20 protein-coding genes and 1 pseudogene are annotated in these 19,435 nt (G+C 36.1%); 10 read left to right on the top strand and 11 right to left on the bottom strand.

Translation table 11 applies throughout. From position 1 onward, the window contains the following. Positions 1-123 precede the first annotated feature (123 nt). The 4 genes from F893_RS01885 to F893_RS01900 all read left to right on the top strand — a co-directional run bounded on the left by F893_RS01885 (position 124) and on the right by F893_RS01900 (position 3,180). Positions 124-714: a LemA family protein gene (locus F893_RS01885; RefSeq protein WP_005249743.1), complete on the top strand. Its 591-nt coding sequence runs from the start codon at positions 124-126 to the stop codon at positions 712-714. A 29-nt stretch (positions 715-743) separates the two neighbouring features. Further along, entirely contained in the window at positions 744-1,787 is a 1,044-nt protein-coding gene (locus tag F893_RS01890; protein WP_005249744.1) for a TPM domain-containing protein, read from the top strand. Then, on the top strand, positions 1,781-2,341 hold the full coding sequence (locus tag F893_RS01895) for a TPM domain-containing protein (RefSeq protein WP_005249745.1): 561 nt from the start codon (positions 1,781-1,783) through the stop codon (positions 2,339-2,341). The genes F893_RS01890 and F893_RS01895 overlap by 7 nt, the downstream gene beginning before the upstream one ends. A 320-nt stretch (positions 2,342-2,661) precedes the next feature. Then, positions 2,662-3,180 (top strand): hypothetical protein, encoded by a 519-nt coding sequence (locus F893_RS01900; RefSeq protein WP_005249747.1) that lies wholly within the window; start codon positions 2,662-2,664, stop codon positions 3,178-3,180. A gap of 66 nt (positions 3,181-3,246) precedes the next feature. On the opposite strand, the gene F893_RS01905 is transcribed toward F893_RS01900, so the two are convergent. Then, complete coding sequence (locus F893_RS01905; RefSeq protein WP_005249748.1) at positions 3,247-3,870, bottom strand: HAD family hydrolase; 624 nt, start codon at positions 3,868-3,870, stop codon at positions 3,247-3,249. 104 nt (positions 3,871-3,974) lie between these two features. Next, positions 3,975-4,241 (bottom strand): hypothetical protein, encoded by a 267-nt coding sequence (locus tag F893_RS01910; protein ID WP_004974487.1) that lies wholly within the window; start codon positions 4,239-4,241, stop codon positions 3,975-3,977. 158 nt (positions 4,242-4,399) lie between these two features. On the opposite strand from F893_RS01910, the gene F893_RS01915 reads away from it, so the two are divergent. Continuing rightward, positions 4,400-4,627 carry a helix-turn-helix domain-containing protein gene (locus F893_RS01915; protein WP_005249749.1) on the top strand — a complete coding sequence of 76 codons (228 nt, stop codon included), beginning with the start codon at positions 4,400-4,402 and terminating at the stop codon, positions 4,625-4,627. Positions 4,628-4,645: 18 nt separating this feature from the next. On the opposite strand, the gene F893_RS01920 is transcribed toward F893_RS01915, so the two are convergent. After that, positions 4,646-5,644, bottom strand: coding sequence for an Arc family DNA-binding protein (locus F893_RS01920; RefSeq protein ID WP_005249750.1), 999 nt, complete (start codon positions 5,642-5,644; stop codon positions 4,646-4,648). A gap of 141 nt (positions 5,645-5,785) precedes the next feature. Between F893_RS01920 and F893_RS01925 the strand changes: the two genes are divergently transcribed. The 5 genes and pseudogenes from F893_RS01925 (at position 5,786) to F893_RS01945 (ending at position 11,967) form a co-directional block, all read left to right on the top strand. Then, entirely contained in the window at positions 5,786-5,938 is a 153-nt protein-coding gene (locus F893_RS01925) for an Arc family DNA-binding protein (protein WP_005249751.1), read from the top strand. Positions 5,939-6,189: 251 nt separating this feature from the next. Next, on the top strand, positions 6,190-7,617 hold the full coding sequence (locus tag F893_RS01930; protein ID WP_005249752.1) for a tyrosine-type recombinase/integrase: 1,428 nt from the start codon (positions 6,190-6,192) through the stop codon (positions 7,615-7,617). Then, positions 7,614-9,551 carry a hypothetical protein gene (locus tag F893_RS01935; RefSeq protein WP_005249753.1) on the top strand — a complete coding sequence of 646 codons (1,938 nt, stop codon included), beginning with the start codon at positions 7,614-7,616 and terminating at the stop codon, positions 9,549-9,551. The genes F893_RS01930 and F893_RS01935 overlap by 4 nt, the downstream gene beginning before the upstream one ends. Then, positions 9,548-11,604 (top strand): annotated as a pseudogene (locus tag F893_RS01940) (hypothetical protein). The gene F893_RS01935 and the pseudogene F893_RS01940 overlap by 4 nt, the downstream one beginning before the upstream one ends. 3 nt (positions 11,605-11,607) lie before the next feature. Beyond that, on the top strand, positions 11,608-11,967 hold the full coding sequence (locus F893_RS01945; protein ID WP_005249757.1) for a hypothetical protein: 360 nt from the start codon (positions 11,608-11,610) through the stop codon (positions 11,965-11,967). Positions 11,968-12,153: 186 nt separating this feature from the next. On the opposite strand, the gene F893_RS01950 is transcribed toward F893_RS01945, so the two are convergent. The 8 genes from F893_RS01950 to F893_RS01985 all read right to left on the bottom strand — a co-directional run bounded on the left by F893_RS01950 (position 12,154) and on the right by F893_RS01985 (position 19,271). Further along, positions 12,154-12,888: a DUF2971 domain-containing protein gene (locus tag F893_RS01950; protein WP_005249759.1), complete on the bottom strand. Its 735-nt coding sequence runs from the start codon at positions 12,886-12,888 to the stop codon at positions 12,154-12,156. A 72-nt stretch (positions 12,889-12,960) separates the two neighbouring features. Then, positions 12,961-13,695: a TfpX/TfpZ family type IV pilin accessory protein gene (gene tfpZ / locus F893_RS01955; protein WP_034435700.1), complete on the bottom strand. Its 735-nt coding sequence runs from the start codon at positions 13,693-13,695 to the stop codon at positions 12,961-12,963. A gap of 59 nt (positions 13,696-13,754) precedes the next feature. Next, the gene (locus tag F893_RS01960) at positions 13,755-14,501 is read right to left on the bottom strand and encodes an IS5 family transposase (RefSeq protein ID WP_005249763.1); all 747 of its coding nucleotides are present in this window, start codon (positions 14,499-14,501) and stop codon (positions 13,755-13,757) included. Positions 14,502-14,592: 91 nt separating this feature from the next. Next, a complete protein-coding gene (locus tag F893_RS01965) occupies positions 14,593-15,027 on the bottom strand; it encodes a pilin (RefSeq protein ID WP_005249766.1) in 435 nt (144 codons plus the stop codon). 137 nt (positions 15,028-15,164) lie between these two features. Next, positions 15,165-16,370: a serine hydrolase domain-containing protein gene (locus F893_RS01970; protein WP_005249768.1), complete on the bottom strand. Its 1,206-nt coding sequence runs from the start codon at positions 16,368-16,370 to the stop codon at positions 15,165-15,167. A gap of 2 nt (positions 16,371-16,372) precedes the next feature. Further along, positions 16,373-17,863, bottom strand: coding sequence for a spermine/spermidine synthase domain-containing protein (locus tag F893_RS01975; protein ID WP_034435702.1), 1,491 nt, complete (start codon positions 17,861-17,863; stop codon positions 16,373-16,375). Continuing rightward, complete coding sequence (locus F893_RS17145; protein WP_005249770.1) at positions 17,853-18,233, bottom strand: spermidine synthase family protein; 381 nt, start codon at positions 18,231-18,233, stop codon at positions 17,853-17,855. Before F893_RS17145 ends, F893_RS01975 begins: the two co-directional genes overlap by 11 nt. Positions 18,234-18,302: 69 nt before the next feature. After that, the gene (locus F893_RS01985) at positions 18,303-19,271 is read right to left on the bottom strand and encodes an IS30 family transposase (RefSeq protein ID WP_081398964.1); all 969 of its coding nucleotides are present in this window, start codon (positions 19,269-19,271) and stop codon (positions 18,303-18,305) included. Positions 19,272-19,435 lie beyond the last annotated feature (164 nt).

Genomic DNA, 19,435 nt, shown 5'->3' on the forward strand with positions numbered 1-19,435 from the left:
TTATTTCCAAACTTAAAATAGGACGCATTAAAAAGATTATAAAAAGTAACAAAACTTTAGAAAATACTGTTTAAAATCAAATTAATTATATAAATATCAATAAAGAATTGAGGACAAGACATCATGCGTGTATTAAAACAATCTCTCATAGCTTTGATGCTGGTCAGTACCTTAACACTGAGTGGCTGTGGCTATAACACCTTGCAAGTCAAAGATGAAGCAGTAACGGCAGCCTGGTCTGAAGTTCAGAACCAGTATCAGCGTCGTGCCGATCTGGTGCCAAATCTGGTGAATGTCGTAAAAGGTTATGCCGCGCACGAAGAGCAGGTGCTCACAGAAGTCACTCAGGCACGTGCCAATGTAGCAGGCCTCAAAGTCGATCAGGAAGTACTGGAAAATCCTGAATTATTCCAGCGTTATCAGGAAGCACAGTCGCAAATGACCAGTGCTTTGTCACGTTTATTGGCGGTCACTGAAAACTATCCAGACCTGAAAGCCAATCAGCAGTTCCGTGATTTACAGGTGCAGCTGGAAGGTACAGAAAATAGGATTGCTGTGGCACGTAATCGTTATATCACCACAGTTCAGGACTTTAATAGCTACGCACGTCAGTTCCCGCAGGTCATGACGGCAAAAGTAATTGGTATGGATACCAAACCAAACTTCAGTGCCGAGCAAAGTGCTCAGAAAGCTCCAACGGTGTCTTTTGAATAAGTAATATCTGTAGATAAGTGAGAGATCAGATGCCTGAAATACTGCTGAAATACTGTGCTGGGTTGCTCCTCATATTGGGTATGGGGCTAACAACACCTGCTTCAGCAGAAACAGCCACAGCTACGGATACTGAAGAAGTCATCGTGGCGCGTGAAATCTTACAGCCTAAAACTGGTCAAAATACTCCAGTTCAAGAAACTGGGGCTACAGCAGCGTCGCAGCCACAAATTGCCAATGATATGACAGAAGGGCAGTTGCAGCGGGACTTACCAAGTCTGAACGAACCGGTCATTGATCAGGCAAATTTACTCAGTCCCACTGAAAAACAGCAACTCAATCAGCGTATTCTGAAACTTTATAATGAAGGCAAAGGGCAAATAGGTGTGGTCATTGTTCCAACCACAGGGCAGGAAGATATTTTTGATTACTCTATGCGTGTCGCTGAGGCCTGGCAGCTTGGCTCGGCTAAACGTGATAATGGTTTATTGATGACCATTGCCATCAATGATCGCCGCATTCAGATTTTGACCGGTTATGGTCTGGAAGGCGTATTGCCTGATATTGTGGCAGGGCGGATTATCAATGACAAGATCACGCCATATTTTAAGCAAGGGCAGTATGCTCAGGGGATTGATTCAGGACTGGCTGAAATAGAACGGATTTTAAATCTCGATCCAGAAATTGCGGCACAGGCCGCGGATGAACTGAAAGAGCGTCAGGAACAGGCTTATAAAGCCCAGCAAGCTTCTCAAGCAACTTTTGGTACTGTGATTTTTATCATCATCGCAGGTGTGGTTGCTTCGATGATTTTCGGCAGAAAACTGAGCGCTGCGACTGCCGCAGTTGCAGGTACAGCTACCGGTCTGGTCAATGGCATGGGTTTGCTTGCAAGTTTAATGATTGGTACAGGTATTTTCTTTTTATTGATAACTTCTATAGCCCAGCTGATATTACATGCCTTTTTAGCCGGTGGCGGCCGAGGCGGCGGTAGCGGTCGAGGTGGTTTTGGCGGCGGCGGCTTCGGCGGTGGCGGTGGCGGTTTTGGTGGGGGAGGAGCATCAGGCTCATGGTAACAACTACAGATACAACAGAAATTGTCACACAACCGAAGCTGGAAGAATATGCACAGCCGAGTTTTAAGCGATGGTTCAAGCATTTCTTTTATATGCCAGCAACCAAGCGTTTTTTCTCCAAGCAGGATCAACATGCGATTGCACTAGCTGTTGAAGAAGCAGAGCATGGTCATGTCGGAGAAATTCAGGTCGTAATCGAGGGATGCTTATCTGCACGATCAGCCTATTATCAGGATACTTTGTGTCGAGCTCGACAACTCTTTGCCGAGCTGGGTGTCTGGGATACTGAATATAATAGTGGTGTGCTGTTGTATTTAAACCTGTGTGAACATAAGGTTGAGATTGTGATTGATCGAGGCATCAAGCAGGCCACTACTCAAGAAGTCTGGGATCAGATTTGTCAGTATATCATTCAGTTGATACAGCAAAAGCAGTTTAAGCAAGGGGTGATTGAAGGGGTAAAGAATATTGGAGAGGTCTTAGATCAGTATTATGATCGAAAAATAGATGATTTAGAAAATGAATTAGGGAATAAACCGATTATCCTAGGGTGATTTTAGTCAACTAACTGACGATTTTTGTCAGTTAGTTACACAAAATAAAACACAGTAGTTACAAAAATAAAAATATTTTTTTAAAGTGCTGTTTTTTCTCTCAATTTTATTATAATAAAACTTGGCACGCTTAGTGCTAAATATAAAATTAAGCTAAATGAGCTTTTTCTTTAGGCTTATAAATAAACAAAAAACATTTGTGGAGAATGTTATGAATACAGTACAAAAGGGTTTCACCCTTATCGATACTCCATAAGTGTCCATATAAAATGAACAATCCATAAGTAAGTCAATATGGACATAAAAATAATAAATTTGATATGAATAATAAATATTATCTTGTTTTACTTTTACTTATTTCCACAGCTACTCAAGCACAAGCGTTAGACTTAGTTCAATATTCAGATATTTCATCAGTATCTCAAATTGCGTCAAATCAAAAAATCCAAACAGAACTTCAAAAGTTGTTAAAGCACGATTATCCAAAATTTCAATCTAATTTCGAAAATTACTCAGCCCCCTATTTACTGAAAACAGATGATGCTTTGTATTATGAAGGTAGGTCTAGAACAAGTTTAGATGCTTCATCGGCTATTATTTTTGAAGATGGGCGATTGTTTGCTGCAATTTATTTTGCTCAAGCCAAAAAGCTAAAATACTTTAGTAATGATGCAAGTTGTTCAGAACAGTTACATCCTGCAATTCAAGTATTTGCTCAGCAGCATGAGATTCAAAGTATTGTGTATGCAATGGTAGGATTGGATACAACTTTAAAAAATAATCTTGGTATGCTCTCTAAATGTGAGGCTTATATGAAAAATTTAGAGAAACGAAACTAATTTGAGTTATTTGAATCATACATATTTTTATCAATAATTTGTTCTTTAGCCCTAAGCTAATACTCGTCACTTAATGATATCAGCTAAAACATCTGCCAGTTTTTGCCCATTCTTACGATCAATTAAACGAGCTGACATACCAAATTCAGTTGGACCACTGTAATCAGCTAAAAGAGTATCTCCAATGAACAAAATGTCTTTGGTATGACATTGTAGTTTATCAATTAAATATTGATAAATTTGTGACTCTGGTTTAATTGCTCCAACCTCATAACTCCAAGCATAAGCATCAAGAGAAGGTAAAAATGAAGAAACAACTTTTCCATATGGCATAGCTAAATTTGAGCATAATGCCAATCTGAATCCCAATTTTTTTAATTCTTCCAAAGTTGATAAGGTATCTTCATACAGTCTAATAGAGCGTAACTCTTCATCTAAATCATGCTCAAGTTCTTGCAGAAATTGCTCTGGAATATTTACTGCTAATCGCTTTGCAAGCTCTGCCAAATTTAAATTGTGGGACATAATAAATTTGGCATCATCAGGTTTTGGTTGTCGCCCATTTTCTTTTAGCCATTTCATTAATTTTCTATATGGGGAACGTCTTTCCCCTATCTGCACAAGTGTGCCAAATACGTCAAAAACAATGACTGAAGACTCAATATGGCCTGCTTTTATAAATGATTCCATATTTTTACAACCAATTAAATTGAATTTTACTTTTTGTTGAGATTACCATAAGAGACATTGCTATAAAAATTAAGGGAGATATTTGATATCTCCCTTTGTTTGTTTTATTCGCTAAAATTTGCAAACATGATTTTAGGAAAATTTTTCATGAAGTGACGTCTAACATAGTTGAAGTCACTGAGATCATGTTGATTTTTTTCAAAATAATTAACCCAGGCTAAAGTTGCATCTTGGTCATTTAAATTGGGGTTAACATTCAGAAATAAAGCTAAATCAAATGTACGGTCAATATTAAACTCTTTGATCAGTGCAACAGCAGTTGAACGAACTTCCTCTGAAACAGAGAATTTTGGAGAAAAATAGTTATTCATAGCTGAACTTCCATAAAAAATTATATAATGAGATTTAGAAAAGTTAATTTGTGTTTAGGAAACAAAATAACCTGCTGTAGGTTAAATTATCATCCTAAAGATGATTTATCAAGTTGAATTGACTTGCTGTAGGTTAATTTTTTAATTTAAAGGTCGTTATGATTAGATGTAGGCTATCAACTTTGATGGGTGAGCGAAAAATTTTAAAGTTAAGTGAGGTGGCTCAGGCGACTGGTATCAATCGTAATACGCTAACAAGTCTTTACTATGATCGTGCAGTACGAATTGAACTTTCAGTCGCTGATACCTTATGTGAATATTTTAATTGTAATATGCAAGATTTATTTGAATATACCAATGAGCCTAGAAAAAGGGATGGTGCTTAGTAAAATGTCATCCCTTTTTTAAAACTCAATAGGATGCTTTAAATGCAACTCAGGATCATTCCAAATTTCCTGAATGAATTCTTTCGCTGCAAAGTCTCGTAGTATTCTTGCTCTTAACGTATCAAAACCATCCCAATAATCTAAATTCTTATTTGGGAGTTTATCCGCTAAATCATCAACCCAAGGAATATGATGTAATTTTTCTGCAATTGTTAAGGGATGAACTGTTCCAGTCAAAATAAGTTTAAACTGCTCTTCTGAAAGCAGATGACTATATACATTCACCTTAGATTTATAATATCGCAATAGTACTTTGGTAAATAAACAGAAATATAACAATGAATTATATCCACCAACTCCATTTAAGTCACTGATATGATATGGGGGATAAAAAGTCTCAACTGCGTAATTTTCATAAATTTTAAGAATAATTAACTGCCCTGTTTCTGATAATTCGCGAATAAATTTTATTTCTTTCACTTTTGATGCAGATAAATATTCATTACTAGGGTCTGAACCTAAAAGCAGCTTTATATCTTGATCTAAATATTCATTTAAACGTATGTGCTGAATATCATATGGTGTCTGTTTACCAAAGAGTAACCAGTTTGGGTTCACTGACGTATGTTGTGCTATTTTTTCCAACTGTCCGAAGGTGGGTTCTAATTCTGCTCTAAACCATGCTTCAGCCTCATCAGCCGTATCTTCATTAATTTCAAAAGCTAATTCAGCAATTGTAAAATCTCTGAAATGATGAATTTTTTTCAATTCACTTAATACAAAATTTAAACGTTCAGCTACCACTTTTTTTCGTTCTGTAGGCGTTCTAGCCTGCAGATAACTTTCTATAACTTTAGCTGCTTCTAGGTGAATATTGTTATCCATGACAAAAGAGTCATATAAACGAGACATGATTTCAGCATGAACGGAACGCTGTTTCAACTTTGCCCCTTCATCAATTTTCGCTTTTAAATCTTCTGGAATACGAAGATTGAACTGTATCTCTTTTTTTTTCATGAAGATCACAAATAACAAATTTTTTGAATAGTATGATTATGATGCAAAAAAAGGTATTGCGCATATAGTATTAAAAGCATACTATGCAAAAAAGACAAGATAGTATGTATTTCATACTACATGGAATTGGGAGGTGGTTCTATGCAAATAACCAAACAACTGAATTTACGGTTACCTGAAGAATTAATTTTTTGGATAAAGAAAATGGCCAAGAAAAGACATCAGTCGATGAATTCATATGTGTTAACTGAACTTGAACGTATTAAAAAGGAAGATAGAAGTGACTTGAATTAATTATTTATTTTTTAAGAAAGGTCAACGATTTCAATTAATTTAGATTAAATGTTACATCTAAAGGGGTTTTATTAATTTGTGAAATATTAATTCATCTTCGGCAAAAAGTATAAAAGCCCATGCGGGAACATGAGCTCTTATTAATGTCTTCATTGCTGATCAGACATTTGTATTTTGATGAATAGGGGCATTTTTGTCAATCCTATCTCAAGGTTGCTTTTTGCCTGTTTTTTAATAAACAGGAGGCTCAAATGAGCACTAAACTTAAAAATGGTCAGTTACGCTACCAGTCTAAAGCCAAAGTCGTGACTATTAAAAAATTTCAATTATTGACATTGGTTAAGACAACCCGTTGTTTAAATGATGCAGAGTTCGAAAAATATGGTGATGCTTACCTCGAATTCCCCGTGATTATTCAGGGAGATGGCAGCCCTTCTGAAGTTTTTAATCTGTATTTACTGAAGAAACTTGAGCAAACAATACAGTATGATTTTAAAACATTTGCATCTATTGCTCATCAGCTTGTTGATTTTCAGCGCTTTTTAGAAGATGAACAGCTGGACTGTTTGAAATTTCATAAACTAAAACAGTTGAATGCGATTTTTAAATATCGTACTCGTCTTATAGAACAGGTGAATGCAGGTTTAATTTCAGTTAGTTCGGCACGTAGTCGAATTAATGCCGTTGTGAATTTTTACCGATTTCTCGTTACAGAAGACTTGGTTGATCATCAACACTACGGGCTTCCATTTCAAGATGTCTACAAATACATTGCCGTGGATAATGAATTTGGTGCACGTAGAAAAATGGCAATCAAGTCGCATGATCTTGCAATTCATGTGCCCGCTAAAGCTCATAATTCTGAAGTGATTGTAGATGGTGGAGAGTTAAGTCCACTTACGGTTGAAGAACAAACAATCATATTAAAAGTACTGCAAAAATCATCACGAGAATATCAGTTGATGTTCTATCTAGCATTATTCACAGGTGCGCGTTTACAAACGATTTGTACTTTACGAATCAAAAACTTAATTGGTTGTGAGCTTGATAGTCATGGTTTTATTCGTTTGCCTGTTGGAGCAGGAACAGGTGTTGATACTAAATTTCAAAAGCCAATGACGCTGTTAATTCCAAATTGGTTAGTACAAGACCTTAAAATTTACATCAATAGTGAGCAAGCACGTCAGCGTAGGAAAAAGTCAAACTATGGCGACTCGGATGAAAATTATGTGTTTCTCACTAAGCTTGGCACACCTTTCTACACCAGTAAAGCCGAACAGCAGGAATTGACAGAGAAAATCAAAGCCTCTGACTCGTTTAGCTCAAAACTTAAACTGTATGCAGGGGAAGCAGTACGTAGTTATTTAAAAGTGGTGTTATTGCCAGAAATCCGCTTGATTGATCCGCAATTTCAAAGCTTCAAATTCCATGACTTACGCGCCAGTTTTGGTATGAATTTGCTTGAAAGTCAGTTGCAACATCTGCCTGAAGGGCACTCAGCTATGACAGCAGTGGAATATGTGCAAGCCAGGATGGGTCATAGCAACATCAGTACGACTTTGCAATATCTGAATTATAAATCACGGTTACAGTGGCGTAGTAAAATTCAGCATGAGTATGAGTCTAGCTTGATGAAGTATGTGATGTCTTCTGCAAACTTAGTAGGAGAATTGTCATGAATTTCACTCTCGATCTATTGTTCGTACATATAACTGATATTAACAAACAGATTAATGAACATGAGCGACTTGTTCTAGTCTGTAAAGATAAAACAGCTTCTTTTGGTTTTAAAACACTAGATATTGGAACATTATTTTATCGCAAAAGAATATCAGGCGAAGCTTTGTCAGAACAGCAGTTATCTGCATCTTTTGATGAAAAAAGACGTTATTTTTTACAGTGTTTAACGGACTATTTGCTGCAAATGAGCGGATCAGATTTATCAAAAGGATTGTTTTACTTCACAAGTAAAGCTTTTTTGGACTGGATCGATAGTCAAAAGAAAAATTTTGATTTATCGAATAAAGCCAGTGTGATAGATGCTTATCGTCGTTACAGTAAATATTTAGTTGATCGCACTTTGCTTGCTGATACTGAAGAGGAAAGTTTGGCTGCACATACAGCAAAGCAATATCAGCGTAATGCAGCCAAATTAATAGCATATGTATTTGACTGTCATGAAGTTGATATTGCAAGTCAAGCGATGCAAGTACAGTCTCAGCGTTATGATGTTCCTGTTTTACCAATTGCGGAAGAAGATCATCAAAAAACTTATGCAACTTTGTTGAATGTATTTCTTGAAATCCATCGTATTGTGATACAAGAAGCGGATTTTCCTGCACATTTTCAATCTGTGAATGAAGAAGGCTTCTATTTTTACTCGGGCTTTCATCATCAAACTGAAAAACAGCATATCCAGTTTGATATGCAGAGTTACTTAGCCAAATATCCGATTATTCCAGCTTTTTCCAAAATGCTAGCTGATTTTGGTCTTGTTGAGGATAGTGAATATAGAAAGCGCTTACGTGAAAATCGTAATGAAGCCCTGTATAAATTGCAGCAACGTAATGAGGATAAGCGACACATAGAGCGTGAAAGACTTGCTTCATATGGTCTTGTCATCGGCATGTTGCTCTTTATCGCACAAACTGGGGCCAATTTAGACACAGCCCAGCAGTTACAACTTGATACGATGGAAGTCCTGCCATCCACCCAAGGTCGACGTTTCTCAGGTACAAAAAGCCGTGCTGGCGGGAAAGAAGTTCAACCTGAATTTGGGGTGCAATTTGAGCCAATTTTTAGGAAAATTTTAGAACTTCGTGAATGGTATATTCAAGATGAACCGTGTGATTTCATCTTTCCATTACGCAACGAAATTCAACAGTTGAGACCTGTCAGCTACGGCAGATTACAATTAATTAAAAAGTTTTTTCAGCGCATTTTTCCCAAAATGGTTTGGATTACACCACAACAGTGGCGGAAGCATGTCAGCAGCCAATATGTTGAATTGAGCGATGGTGATCTCTTGCTCGAAGCTGAAAAAATGGGGCATTCACTCGATACAGCTCGCAAGAATTACAGTCGAACTTCATTTAAAGATGCGAGTCAGCAAATTTCAAAATTCTTTCATGAGTTGCGGGGCGTTGCCGTTGCGAAAACACGAACAGTTGAACGTATTGCAGTGCAAACGCTAGATGAGCCTGTTGATGTTGAGACCCTACCCGTTGGTGCATGTGTGACAGCAACGCCTCAGCCTGAAAAAGCTTTAGGCTTTACCGAACAAGCCCCAGCTCCAAACTGTCAGCAATTTGAGTATTGCCTATTCTGTCAATACTATGCAGTCCACGCTGACGATGAAGATGTACGCAAGCTTTTATCACTGAAAAGTTTGCTCGGTTACGTTAAGCAAAAAGCTACGGATTTGATTAAATGGGAGTCACAATTCGGTGTGATTTTACATCGAATTGATGAAGTACTCAACGATTTATCAAATACTTATGAAAATTTGCGTGACCGTATTTTTTCAATTCAAGAAGAAGTAGAAAGCGGCGATTTAGATGCCTATTGGCTCAATCATTTTGAATTATTACTTGATTTGGGGTGGATATCATGAGTTCATTTAATTCGTATTTGTACGCCACTGGTGTTGCTGAGCAGTTTTTACCCGATGAGTATAATTTACAGAATCATCAGTTGGCTGTTCCTGCCTCTTTTGTATTGTCTCGAATGAAAAGTGGTGCAACATTATCGGTTTATGCAGACAATGTTTGGGATCTTTCACCCTATTTACCGAAGTGCCATTGTCGATTAAATTTTAATACATGGCTTGAGAATGCAGAAGAGAACGACTTTCTCTTCTGTCAAATACGTGCAGAAATGAAAAAAATCATCTTTGCGTTATTGTACGTTAAAACGGGTAAGTCGATCATTAAAAGTATTAAGCAGCGTCATCTTGCATTGCGTCAGTTTGCACGACTTGCATACAAGAATGGTTGTACGTTACAGCAGTTATTTGCTGATGGCGCTTATCTATCGAAAGTTAATGATGCTTATGCTGGCGTGAGTTATTCAACTGCCTTGTGCATCAAAGCATTTTTAACGGATTGTTTTACCCTGCAACAGCAGTACCCCTCATTAATCCCTGCTTTTAGTACCTATCAACCGTTGAGCATTTAGCGAAGTTAGCGGCTCAACTCAGGTTGCAGTCAAATAAAGTCGGCCCACAAACCAAGCTTATTCCTTCACGGCTTTATATCGTTTTAATTAATGCTTTAGCAGATCAATTGAATGAGTTTAATCAAAATGCACCTGCCTTATTGCAATGGTTTCAGCGTATTCAGCAGGATGCTAATTTTGCCCTGATGCCTGTGGAGTTTAGACGTGCTAAACGAGCAATAAGTTTCAACGATGCTCGTGATTTGCTGGGTTTAACTCAGCTTTTTGAAAATCATCAGATTAGAAAACATGCCAATCTGACCCGTTATATCACGATAATTCAAGGCATGGCCAAACTTTGGATTCATCTATTTACAGGCATGCGGGACAACGAAGTCAATCAACTGTCTTATGACTGCTATCAAACGGTTAAGAGCAATGAGCATCTTGTGCATGTACTCATGGGCTATACCTCCAAGTTGCATCGTGGTGGTAATAAATCCACCTATTGGATCAGCTTTGAAGATATTCAAATCGGAGTGAATGCTGCACAAAGCATTGGTGAGATTTATGCTTTGCTCAATCCACATTACGATTTTTCTAATCCTCGTGAATATCCCTTATTTCCAACAAGATATTTACCAAAACCTCAGCATAAAAATAATCGAAATATTGAGCACGAAATGGATTTTATTTCTAATTATGAAGGTGCACCGACTCGCACAGAGACTAATTTTAATAATTATCGTCAGCATCTTTTAGAAAAGTTGGGAGATGAACTACGAATTACTGAAAGCGATATAGCCGAACTGGAAGCATTCGATGGCTTCCGCAACTGGCGAGAAGAAAAAGACTGTCAAATGGGTCAATATTGGAATATTTGCACCCATCAATTCAGACGTTCTTTGGCGGTCTATGGTGCACGTTCAGGCGTTATTGGGCTAGGGGCTTTGTCGGTGCAATATAAGCATTTAACTGAAGCGATGACGCTATATTATCGAGAGAACTCAGTCTTTGCGCCGAATATTTTGGCCAGTGAGAGCCAAAAGGAATTTATTCAAGAGCTTGAGTATCAGCGACTGGTACATTCTTATGCACAATTTGATGATGGTGTAATTAACAGTTCTAGTCGTTTGCTGGGTGGGGCAGGTACATATTTGCAGTTACAAAAAGAACGTGAGCAATTAATCAAGGTATTTCCAAATCGTGAAGAAACGATTAAGCGAATGAAAAAGGGAGAAATTGCGTATAAACCAAGTCTTTTTGGTGCTTGTACCAACCCAGATTCTTGCGAAAAAATTTCTTTTACGGCTATTACCAGTTGCTTGAGTTGTGCTCATGCTGTGTTTGATGCTGGGAGTGCTGAAAAAATGCAAAAAGCAGTTCAGCGACTACAACGAGTGCGAGATACACAAACCCCAAATAGCTTGCTGTACGGGCAAATGGACAGTGATATTTTGGCTTTAAACAAAATGATTCAAAAAATTAAGACGATTAATATTGAGGTTTAAGCTATGAGCGCACTTAATGATTATTACGCTGCTTTAGAACGTTTAAAAGCCAACAAACCAGAGGTTCTACCAAAAGGCTCTGCCATTAATAATGATACGGTAGCACTTGAAGCAGGGCGTAAACGCGGCTCTATTAAGAAGAGCCGCCATGCTGCATTAATTGTGGCGATTGAGCAAGCTGCACAGCTAGTGGGGCAAAATATACTTTCGCCTACACAGCGGGTTGAAAAAGCCAAAAGCAAGACCAAGGCGGTTAAAACTGATTATGAGAAACTTCAGGAGGATTATGAGAGACTGTTGGAAAAGTTTAATTCGCTGTTGAGCGAAAATTTTGAGTTGAGGCAAAGTGTCCGAACTTTATAATTGAGATAGCCACTAAATTTGGTAATTTAGTGGCTATTTGATTTTAATTTTTTATTGATAAATGCTCTTTAAAAATGAAATTAGACGATTTTGTATGGCGATATCTCGTTGTTCAATATCATCTTTCACCCAGTCGTTGGGGTAGGGTACTTAAGTCTGGCTATTAAAGCGTATGATTCACACAAATTAATGCAAGTTAAAGCTAAAACCATTTGGTAGATCATATAAATTGGATTTTTCTGTTTTTATATTACAGCTTAAATTTTGTATTGCAGCAGTACATGCTTTTCGTAGGCTTTCGTCTATTCTTGGGTCAAACATAACACTGTCAAAAAGTGTATTAGGTTCAATTGAAAAATTAAATATATTGTTTGGACATTTTCCATCAGAACCTGAATAAATTAAGCGGATTTCTTGCTCATGCTCAAATTCTTTGCGCTTATATAGTAGTGATTGGGCTATACCTGTACCATCAGTAGCGGTTAAGTTAATTTCTTGTAGGAATTCTTTAAGATGATTTTCGTTGGCAGCGTAGATAACTTTTCCAATAAAACAATAAAGTTCAGAATGCTCATGTATGTTAGTTTGTAATGCAGCTAATAGTTTTCTAGGTGTGGTTTGTAGTCGCACGCCATTTTTATGCGGTGAGTAAATGCGCCACATGGCATCTGATTCAGCATGTTGAGTCCAGCATTGACCATAAACAGAATCATGTGCCTCAAAGACTGCTGTTTCGTTAGATGCTGTTTTAAATTCACTTTTTAAGAGTACATTTTCAAAAGGGTCATCCCAAAGATGTGGTTTAACTAGGGTTAGCTGTTTTTTGTCCAAAACTTGAAAAAAACGTTCAAGTGAAAAAATTCGATAAATTGGCTGATCTAAGTCTACTTCTGTTAGTCCAATATAATTGCTGGAATTCATTGTTTAATTTCTCCAAGTGTATTATTAAATTATTTTTTCGTTTATAAAATTGTGCTTAATGCAAACGTTTGATTAACTCCATGGTCTTAAATCTACTATTTTGATGATAGTTGCAGATTCTTTATTAACTAAAACCACCATATCTACTGCATTGGCTTTTAAAGGTAACCAAGCATTTGCATTTGGATATTTTGCTAAAATTTTTTCAACTTCAGTTTTTGAATTGTACTGTTCCAACTCTACAAGCGGCAATGTACGTTGTTGGATTTGGTTTTTAGCTTGAGTGAACTCTACATAGCGTTCTGGGCGCTGTGCAATGGAAATACCACCTAAGACTTCTGCAAACATTTCATCATTGCGTTGTTGCGTATCTTTGGCAAATTCAGTGGCGACATATTGTGGTTTAAACCATGAAGGCTTTTGGAATTGTGGCTGTGCTTGCTGAATATTACTATCAACCAATTCATTTTTTCTAACCAATTCAAAACGATCTACATTATAAACCAACCATGCAGGACGACCTTGTTCAATGCTAAATATGCCATAACATAAAGCTGCGATTTGAATTAAAATAATCACACTCAAGTCAAATTTAAGTGTTTTTTTACCTTCTTTATAAACGATAAAGCCAAGCACAGGTCCAATAATGACATCGATAGCCAGTAGCATCAAAAAGATATGCGTCACCCCGACAGCAGTGGCTAGTGGGGATGGATACCAAATAAAAAAGACCATTACTATTGCAACTAGTGCAAGAAAAATAGATATAGAAATATGATTAAGAAAAAATTTTATACGCTTTGGCATTTTTATGACCGATTAGAATTTATATAGGGTCTGTTGACATTTACTGTTCATAATTAAACCTATAAAGGTAGCCATAAAAATATACAGGCTAAGGCAACAGCACTTTGATAATTTCTTTTGAGCTTGTCATATCGGGTAGCTATTCCTCTAAATTGCTTTAATCTACAAAACATATTTTCAACTAAATGCCTGATTTTATATAAATACCAGTCCATATGATCATTGTTCGATTGGCTATTTATTTTCTTTGGTATATTCGCTTTTGTCCCTGTTTTTCTGATCTGTTCACGCAGTGGTTCTGAATCATAGCCTTTATCTGCGCAGACCACTTTTGTCTCTTTTAAGTCTAATGTTGATATTAAATCAGGTGCAACTTTGACGTCATGTGTGGTTCCATCGGTCATCATGAAATCAACAGGATTGCCATTTGCATCAACAATCAAATGTATTTTTGAGGAGTTTCCTCCTACACTTTTAGAAATGGATTGATTCGCTATACCGGCAGAATGTTGATGAGCACGTACGTGAGAGCCATCAATAAAAATCCACTCCATATCGGGGCATGATGCTAATAATTTGAATAATCTAAGCAACTTACCGCTGCTTGACCAACGATTAAAACGTTTGAAAATAGAGTTTGATTGACCGAAATAGGAAGGAATATCTCGCCACGGACAGCCTGTTCTAATTCTATAGAGAATAGCTTCAATAAAATTACGTAAGTTTGAGTTGTGATGAATAGATAAATTACGCAAAATAGTTTTCAACTTTTGCCAGTGTTGATCTGTCAGCATGGTACGAGGCATAGCGAATAGTAAAATTGGGTTTGGCGATTTGATTTTACTACTTCGCTATTTTTTAAGCTAAAAGTGTCAACACACCCTAATTATACAAAAATTAAATGCAAACAGTAGGCTTAAACTTATTATCAATACCTACAGAAGTTGTACAAGACCATGTTCCGCTTGCGCTTCTATTTAAATATAGAGATTCATTCTTTAATATAGCAGCGACATGGTTTAATTTACATACCAGTGCTTGTGCTGCATCTCCCGTAGCATTTGGCGGATTCACAGCATAAATACATAGATTGGATTGCAACCCTGCAAAAAACATATTTGGCACAGTATAGTCCGCACTCCCAGAAGCAGAACCATTACTTACGATAAGCTCATATTGTGTCTTGGCACCCTCCAACTCTGCCAATGCGACAGTAAGCTGACTTTTTGCTACATAGTTTTGATACATAGGAATAGCAATTGCAGCGAGAACTCCAATAATCGCCACAACTATCATCAACTCAATCAAAGTAAAACCTTTTTCTTTATGCATCGCTCTTCCCTCTATTTATTTTTAAGAAAGCAAAAAGCGTGCCAATAAAAAATATATTAAAATCAAAATATTGAGAAAATGAGTATTACTAAGAAAGCATATAAAGTGACAAATTTGGCAAAATAATTACCAAAATGTCACTGTAAAATATGATAAAAATATTTTTCTAAAAAATTTTGATCGTAATTTTCACTATACAATGTTGCGCCATTACTTACCCATATTACGACTTCATTTTTGCTAGTCACCATAGCAAGAGAAGTCGTTGCAGGTAAGCCACCATTTCTAAAATACATTTTTGGATGATTTTTATCTTTTTGATAGTGCCACATCGCATAGCCATTACAGCTTTTAAACTCGTTCAAATGACAATTTGCTAAATTATCAGGAGCAATATCCAAAATATTTGGATAAGGCTGCGCAAGCATTGGATATATGGTTTGGGCTAAGGCTTTGGCACTACCTGTCAATCCTGCTGAAGAAGCAATCGCATGGAAGTCAAAAGAGTTATCATCACTTTCCATCCAAAAATCATTATTTCTAAAGTCATAACGCACTTCATCTGGATAATAAGTACCATGACTAAATTTCATATTGTGTTGTTTTAGTGGATAATGTTGCTGTATATATTCTTGATATGGCTGTCCCGTTATTTGCTCTATAACCACACCTAGTAAGCAAGTATTGCGATTATCATAAGTATATTTTGTATTTGGCTCATGGTCGAGCTTAATCGTGCTTATAGCATCCAACTGAGTTGGACACCATGGTTTTTTATTATTAGCAAAAACTATATCTTCACTTTTTAGGCGGTCAAAGCCTGAACGCTGTTGTAACAAGTCTGCAATCGTTATCTGCTGTATACGTGGGTCTTTCATTGGCTTATTTTGTAATTGTGGTAAATAACGAATCAGCGGGTCATTGAGTTGAATTTTATTGTGTGCTATTAAATGCAATATAGCGTGGTTAGTGACTATTTTAGTCATGCTGGCATAGCGAAAACGTGTATCTGCGGTGATTTTCTCAGAAAATACTGCGGTTTTTTGCCAACCACTTTGACAGGTGTACAGTTTTTGCTGCTTATTCACATAAGCAATTTGATTGGTCAAATTTTTTTGATTTTTTATAATATATTTTAAACTATCTTGCATCCAAGTAGGTGTATCCTCTTGATCGCAATCAATACTCCATATCGCAAATTGTGCCTGCACTGGATAAACCAAACGCCAGAAGCCGACTCGATCTATTAAATAAAAGTGAGTTGTGGTAACTACTCCCATTATTAAAAATATAATAAATAAAATATCTTTAAATTTAATCTTAGAGAATAGTTTTCCTCCCATATTTACAACCCTTTTCCATATTTAAATTCTACAATCATGTTATCATCAGTAATGACTTCAGGTTTGCGACCCAAACTAGAAAAATCAATCTCCTTATAGGATAATAATGGATTTTTCATTATTTCATTTGTCGCAAGGATACATTCTTGCCCCAAGAAAACATTTTTCTGTGTTAGATAATCTCTCAAATTACATAAATTTTTTTGTACACTATCAAAATCCAATGTTTGTTTTTCATGCGAAGCCAATATCATAAATCTATATTTATACACATACGGAAATACTTTTTTTGCCGTATAATAGGCATCTAAGGATTCTGTTGTATTATAATAAATCACGCCAGTATCACTTAAAGAATGACTTACAAAACTAAAAAAGTCCTTACTTAATAAATTACTAACGTACGCACGCCAGTGCCATGTTGTATTCATTAATACAATATCAAATTTTTTATCTTGATTTTTTTGTATCCATTTTCTACCATCATCAAAAATAAACTCTATACGACCATCTCTCAATAAATTAGAAACAATTGGATGTTGTTTAATTAAATCAATATATGCTGGATTAATTTCAATCACTGTAATTTTCTTTACATTTGGCATTGTACTGAGTACTTTTACCCACGAACCAGTACTTAACCCTATTACGAGAATATTTTCTGCATTTGGATGTATTGCTGTAAGCAAATAAGCGCGCTCAATACCATTGGTATTTTTAAAAATATCGGTATTGAATTTACCATCATATACATTTGCCCCAAATATAACCTCATCGTCATAAACTTGAATAAAACCATATTTATTTTCAAAAATCTGGCTAGGATATTTTCCTTCATCCCAACGTCCTTTTGATAACTCAAGGATAATTCGCTCAGAAACTCCAACTAAAACTAAGACACCTACCCCCAATACAACAACAACCCTTTTTACTGTACCTGCATTCAAACACAGAAAACCTATAACTAATGTTAAAAAACAAATCAAAAAATAAGTCTGTTGGGTATTAAAATAATCTAAGATAATAAAACCAATCAAAATAGGAGCTAATGCACTTCCAAATACATTTGAAAAATAAACATTAGATATTTGCGCTCCTGCTTTAACCTGTTCTGTACCTACATGGTGGATTAATGGGAATACAATTCCTCTAATGCTTGCACAAACAAAAACACACAAACCCAAAAATAAAATAGATATTCCCAATATGTTTAGATACCAATAGACCAGTCCAATTAATATCAAATCAACAACAGCAATAAGAATAAAAATATGACCTAGTGTATTAATTGAAACAACATTCTTACTACAAATAGATTTACCAATTTGTGCGCCAACAGCAATCCCAAGTAAAAAAAATGCCAAAGTATAAGAAAATGTTTGTGGCACAGACATTCCAGCAAAAGAAATTAGGCGCATCCAAATAATTTCTTGTGCTAGACTCAAAAAACCACTAAAAAATGAAATTAAATAAATCAGATAATTATTTTTCATATTTTTTTCTACCATATAAACTGAAAACTAAAACTGAAATAGTTACATTGAGTATTGCAGCTAAATAAATTGTTTCTGAAAGTGTCATGTAGTTAAACAATATAAACCCTGTTGCCAAAGAGCCGAAAGCAGCACCTAATGTATTATAAAAATATAACATCCCAATAGATTTCCCAATATTTTCAATAAAATGATTAAAAAAACTAGTCAATAAAGGCAAAGTCATGCCCATTAAAAAAGTTGGAAAAATTAATAAGATAAATGTTACCACTGCCAACAATCCTAAATTGGCATGAATAAATAAATTTTGTACGGTATGAATTAAAAATGAACTAAAAAAACCAAATACTCCTATTCCTAACTCGACCAAACAAAAAATAATAATAATATTTGAGTTAAATTTATCTGCAATACGACCACCAAAAAAAGCACGGCGAATTCAAACATGAGGTGCGACAGTTTGAAAAGTCTTATGATAATCAACAAGCTGAGCAAATTTCTCTAATGGTGTAAGCCAATCTAACGCTTTTCTAGGACGAGTATTCAGTGACATGGCAACTTGATTTAAATAATGCTGATCTGCCTGATTTAAATCAATCCCTTTAGGTAAATATTGCCTAATTAAACCATTCATATTTTCGCATGTGCCTTTTTGCCAGGGTGAATGTGGGTCACAGAAATATACATCTATGCCTAAATCTTCTTCAAGTATTTTATGTTCTGCCATCTCGCGTCCACGGTCATAGGTCAACGTTTTACGCAGTTCTGCAGGTAAATATTTCAGAGCTTCAGTTAAAGCCTTGCGCACTGATTCTGCCTTTGCATCAGGTAATGTTGCCAAGATACAGAGCCGTGTATTTCGTTCAATAAGTGTTGCTATCGAACTTTTATTGTCTTTACCTTTAATTAAATCAGCTTCCCAATGACCCGGTATTTTTCTTTCTTGAACTTCGGCTGGGCGCTCATGAATAGTTTTAATATCCTGTAATATAGAATCTTTTTTAGGTTCACCGTTAGCTTTTCGCTTTTTATTTTCATGACGCAGACAGGATAATAAGTCTTTTTTCAACTCACCCTTTGGTAATGCTCGTATCGTTGAATAAATCGTTGTATGGCTTACATTCATTGTTTGATCCAAATCAGGAAATGTCTTTAAACGCTTTGCTATTTGCTGAGGAGACCATAAACAACGGATCGCTTCAACAATAAATTTCCAGAGGATTGAATCGATTTTGAGTTTTCTGTGACCACGTCTACGTCTAGCGAAGGTGTTATCAGAAGCATATTGAGCTTGATAAACGTCATTGATGCTATTTCTTTTAAGCTCACGATAGATCGTACTAGGATGTCTTTTAATGAGTTCAGCAAATTTTCTGGCTGAAAAGCCTTCTTTTCTTGACTCAAGCATTAATGCAGTACGATCTTCAAAGTTAAGATGATGGTATGACAATTTTATATACTCCATAAACCCTTTAAATTAATTAGGTGGTTTATGTCGCACTTCAAGTTTTACTCTGCCCACCAATCCCCAAACCTGCCATAAATACAGAGACAATCACTGTAATTGAGGTT

The sequence above is a fragment of the Acinetobacter sp. CIP 102136 genome, from assembly GCF_000369685.1.
GTDB lineage: Bacteria > Pseudomonadota > Gammaproteobacteria > Pseudomonadales > Moraxellaceae > Acinetobacter > Acinetobacter fasciculus.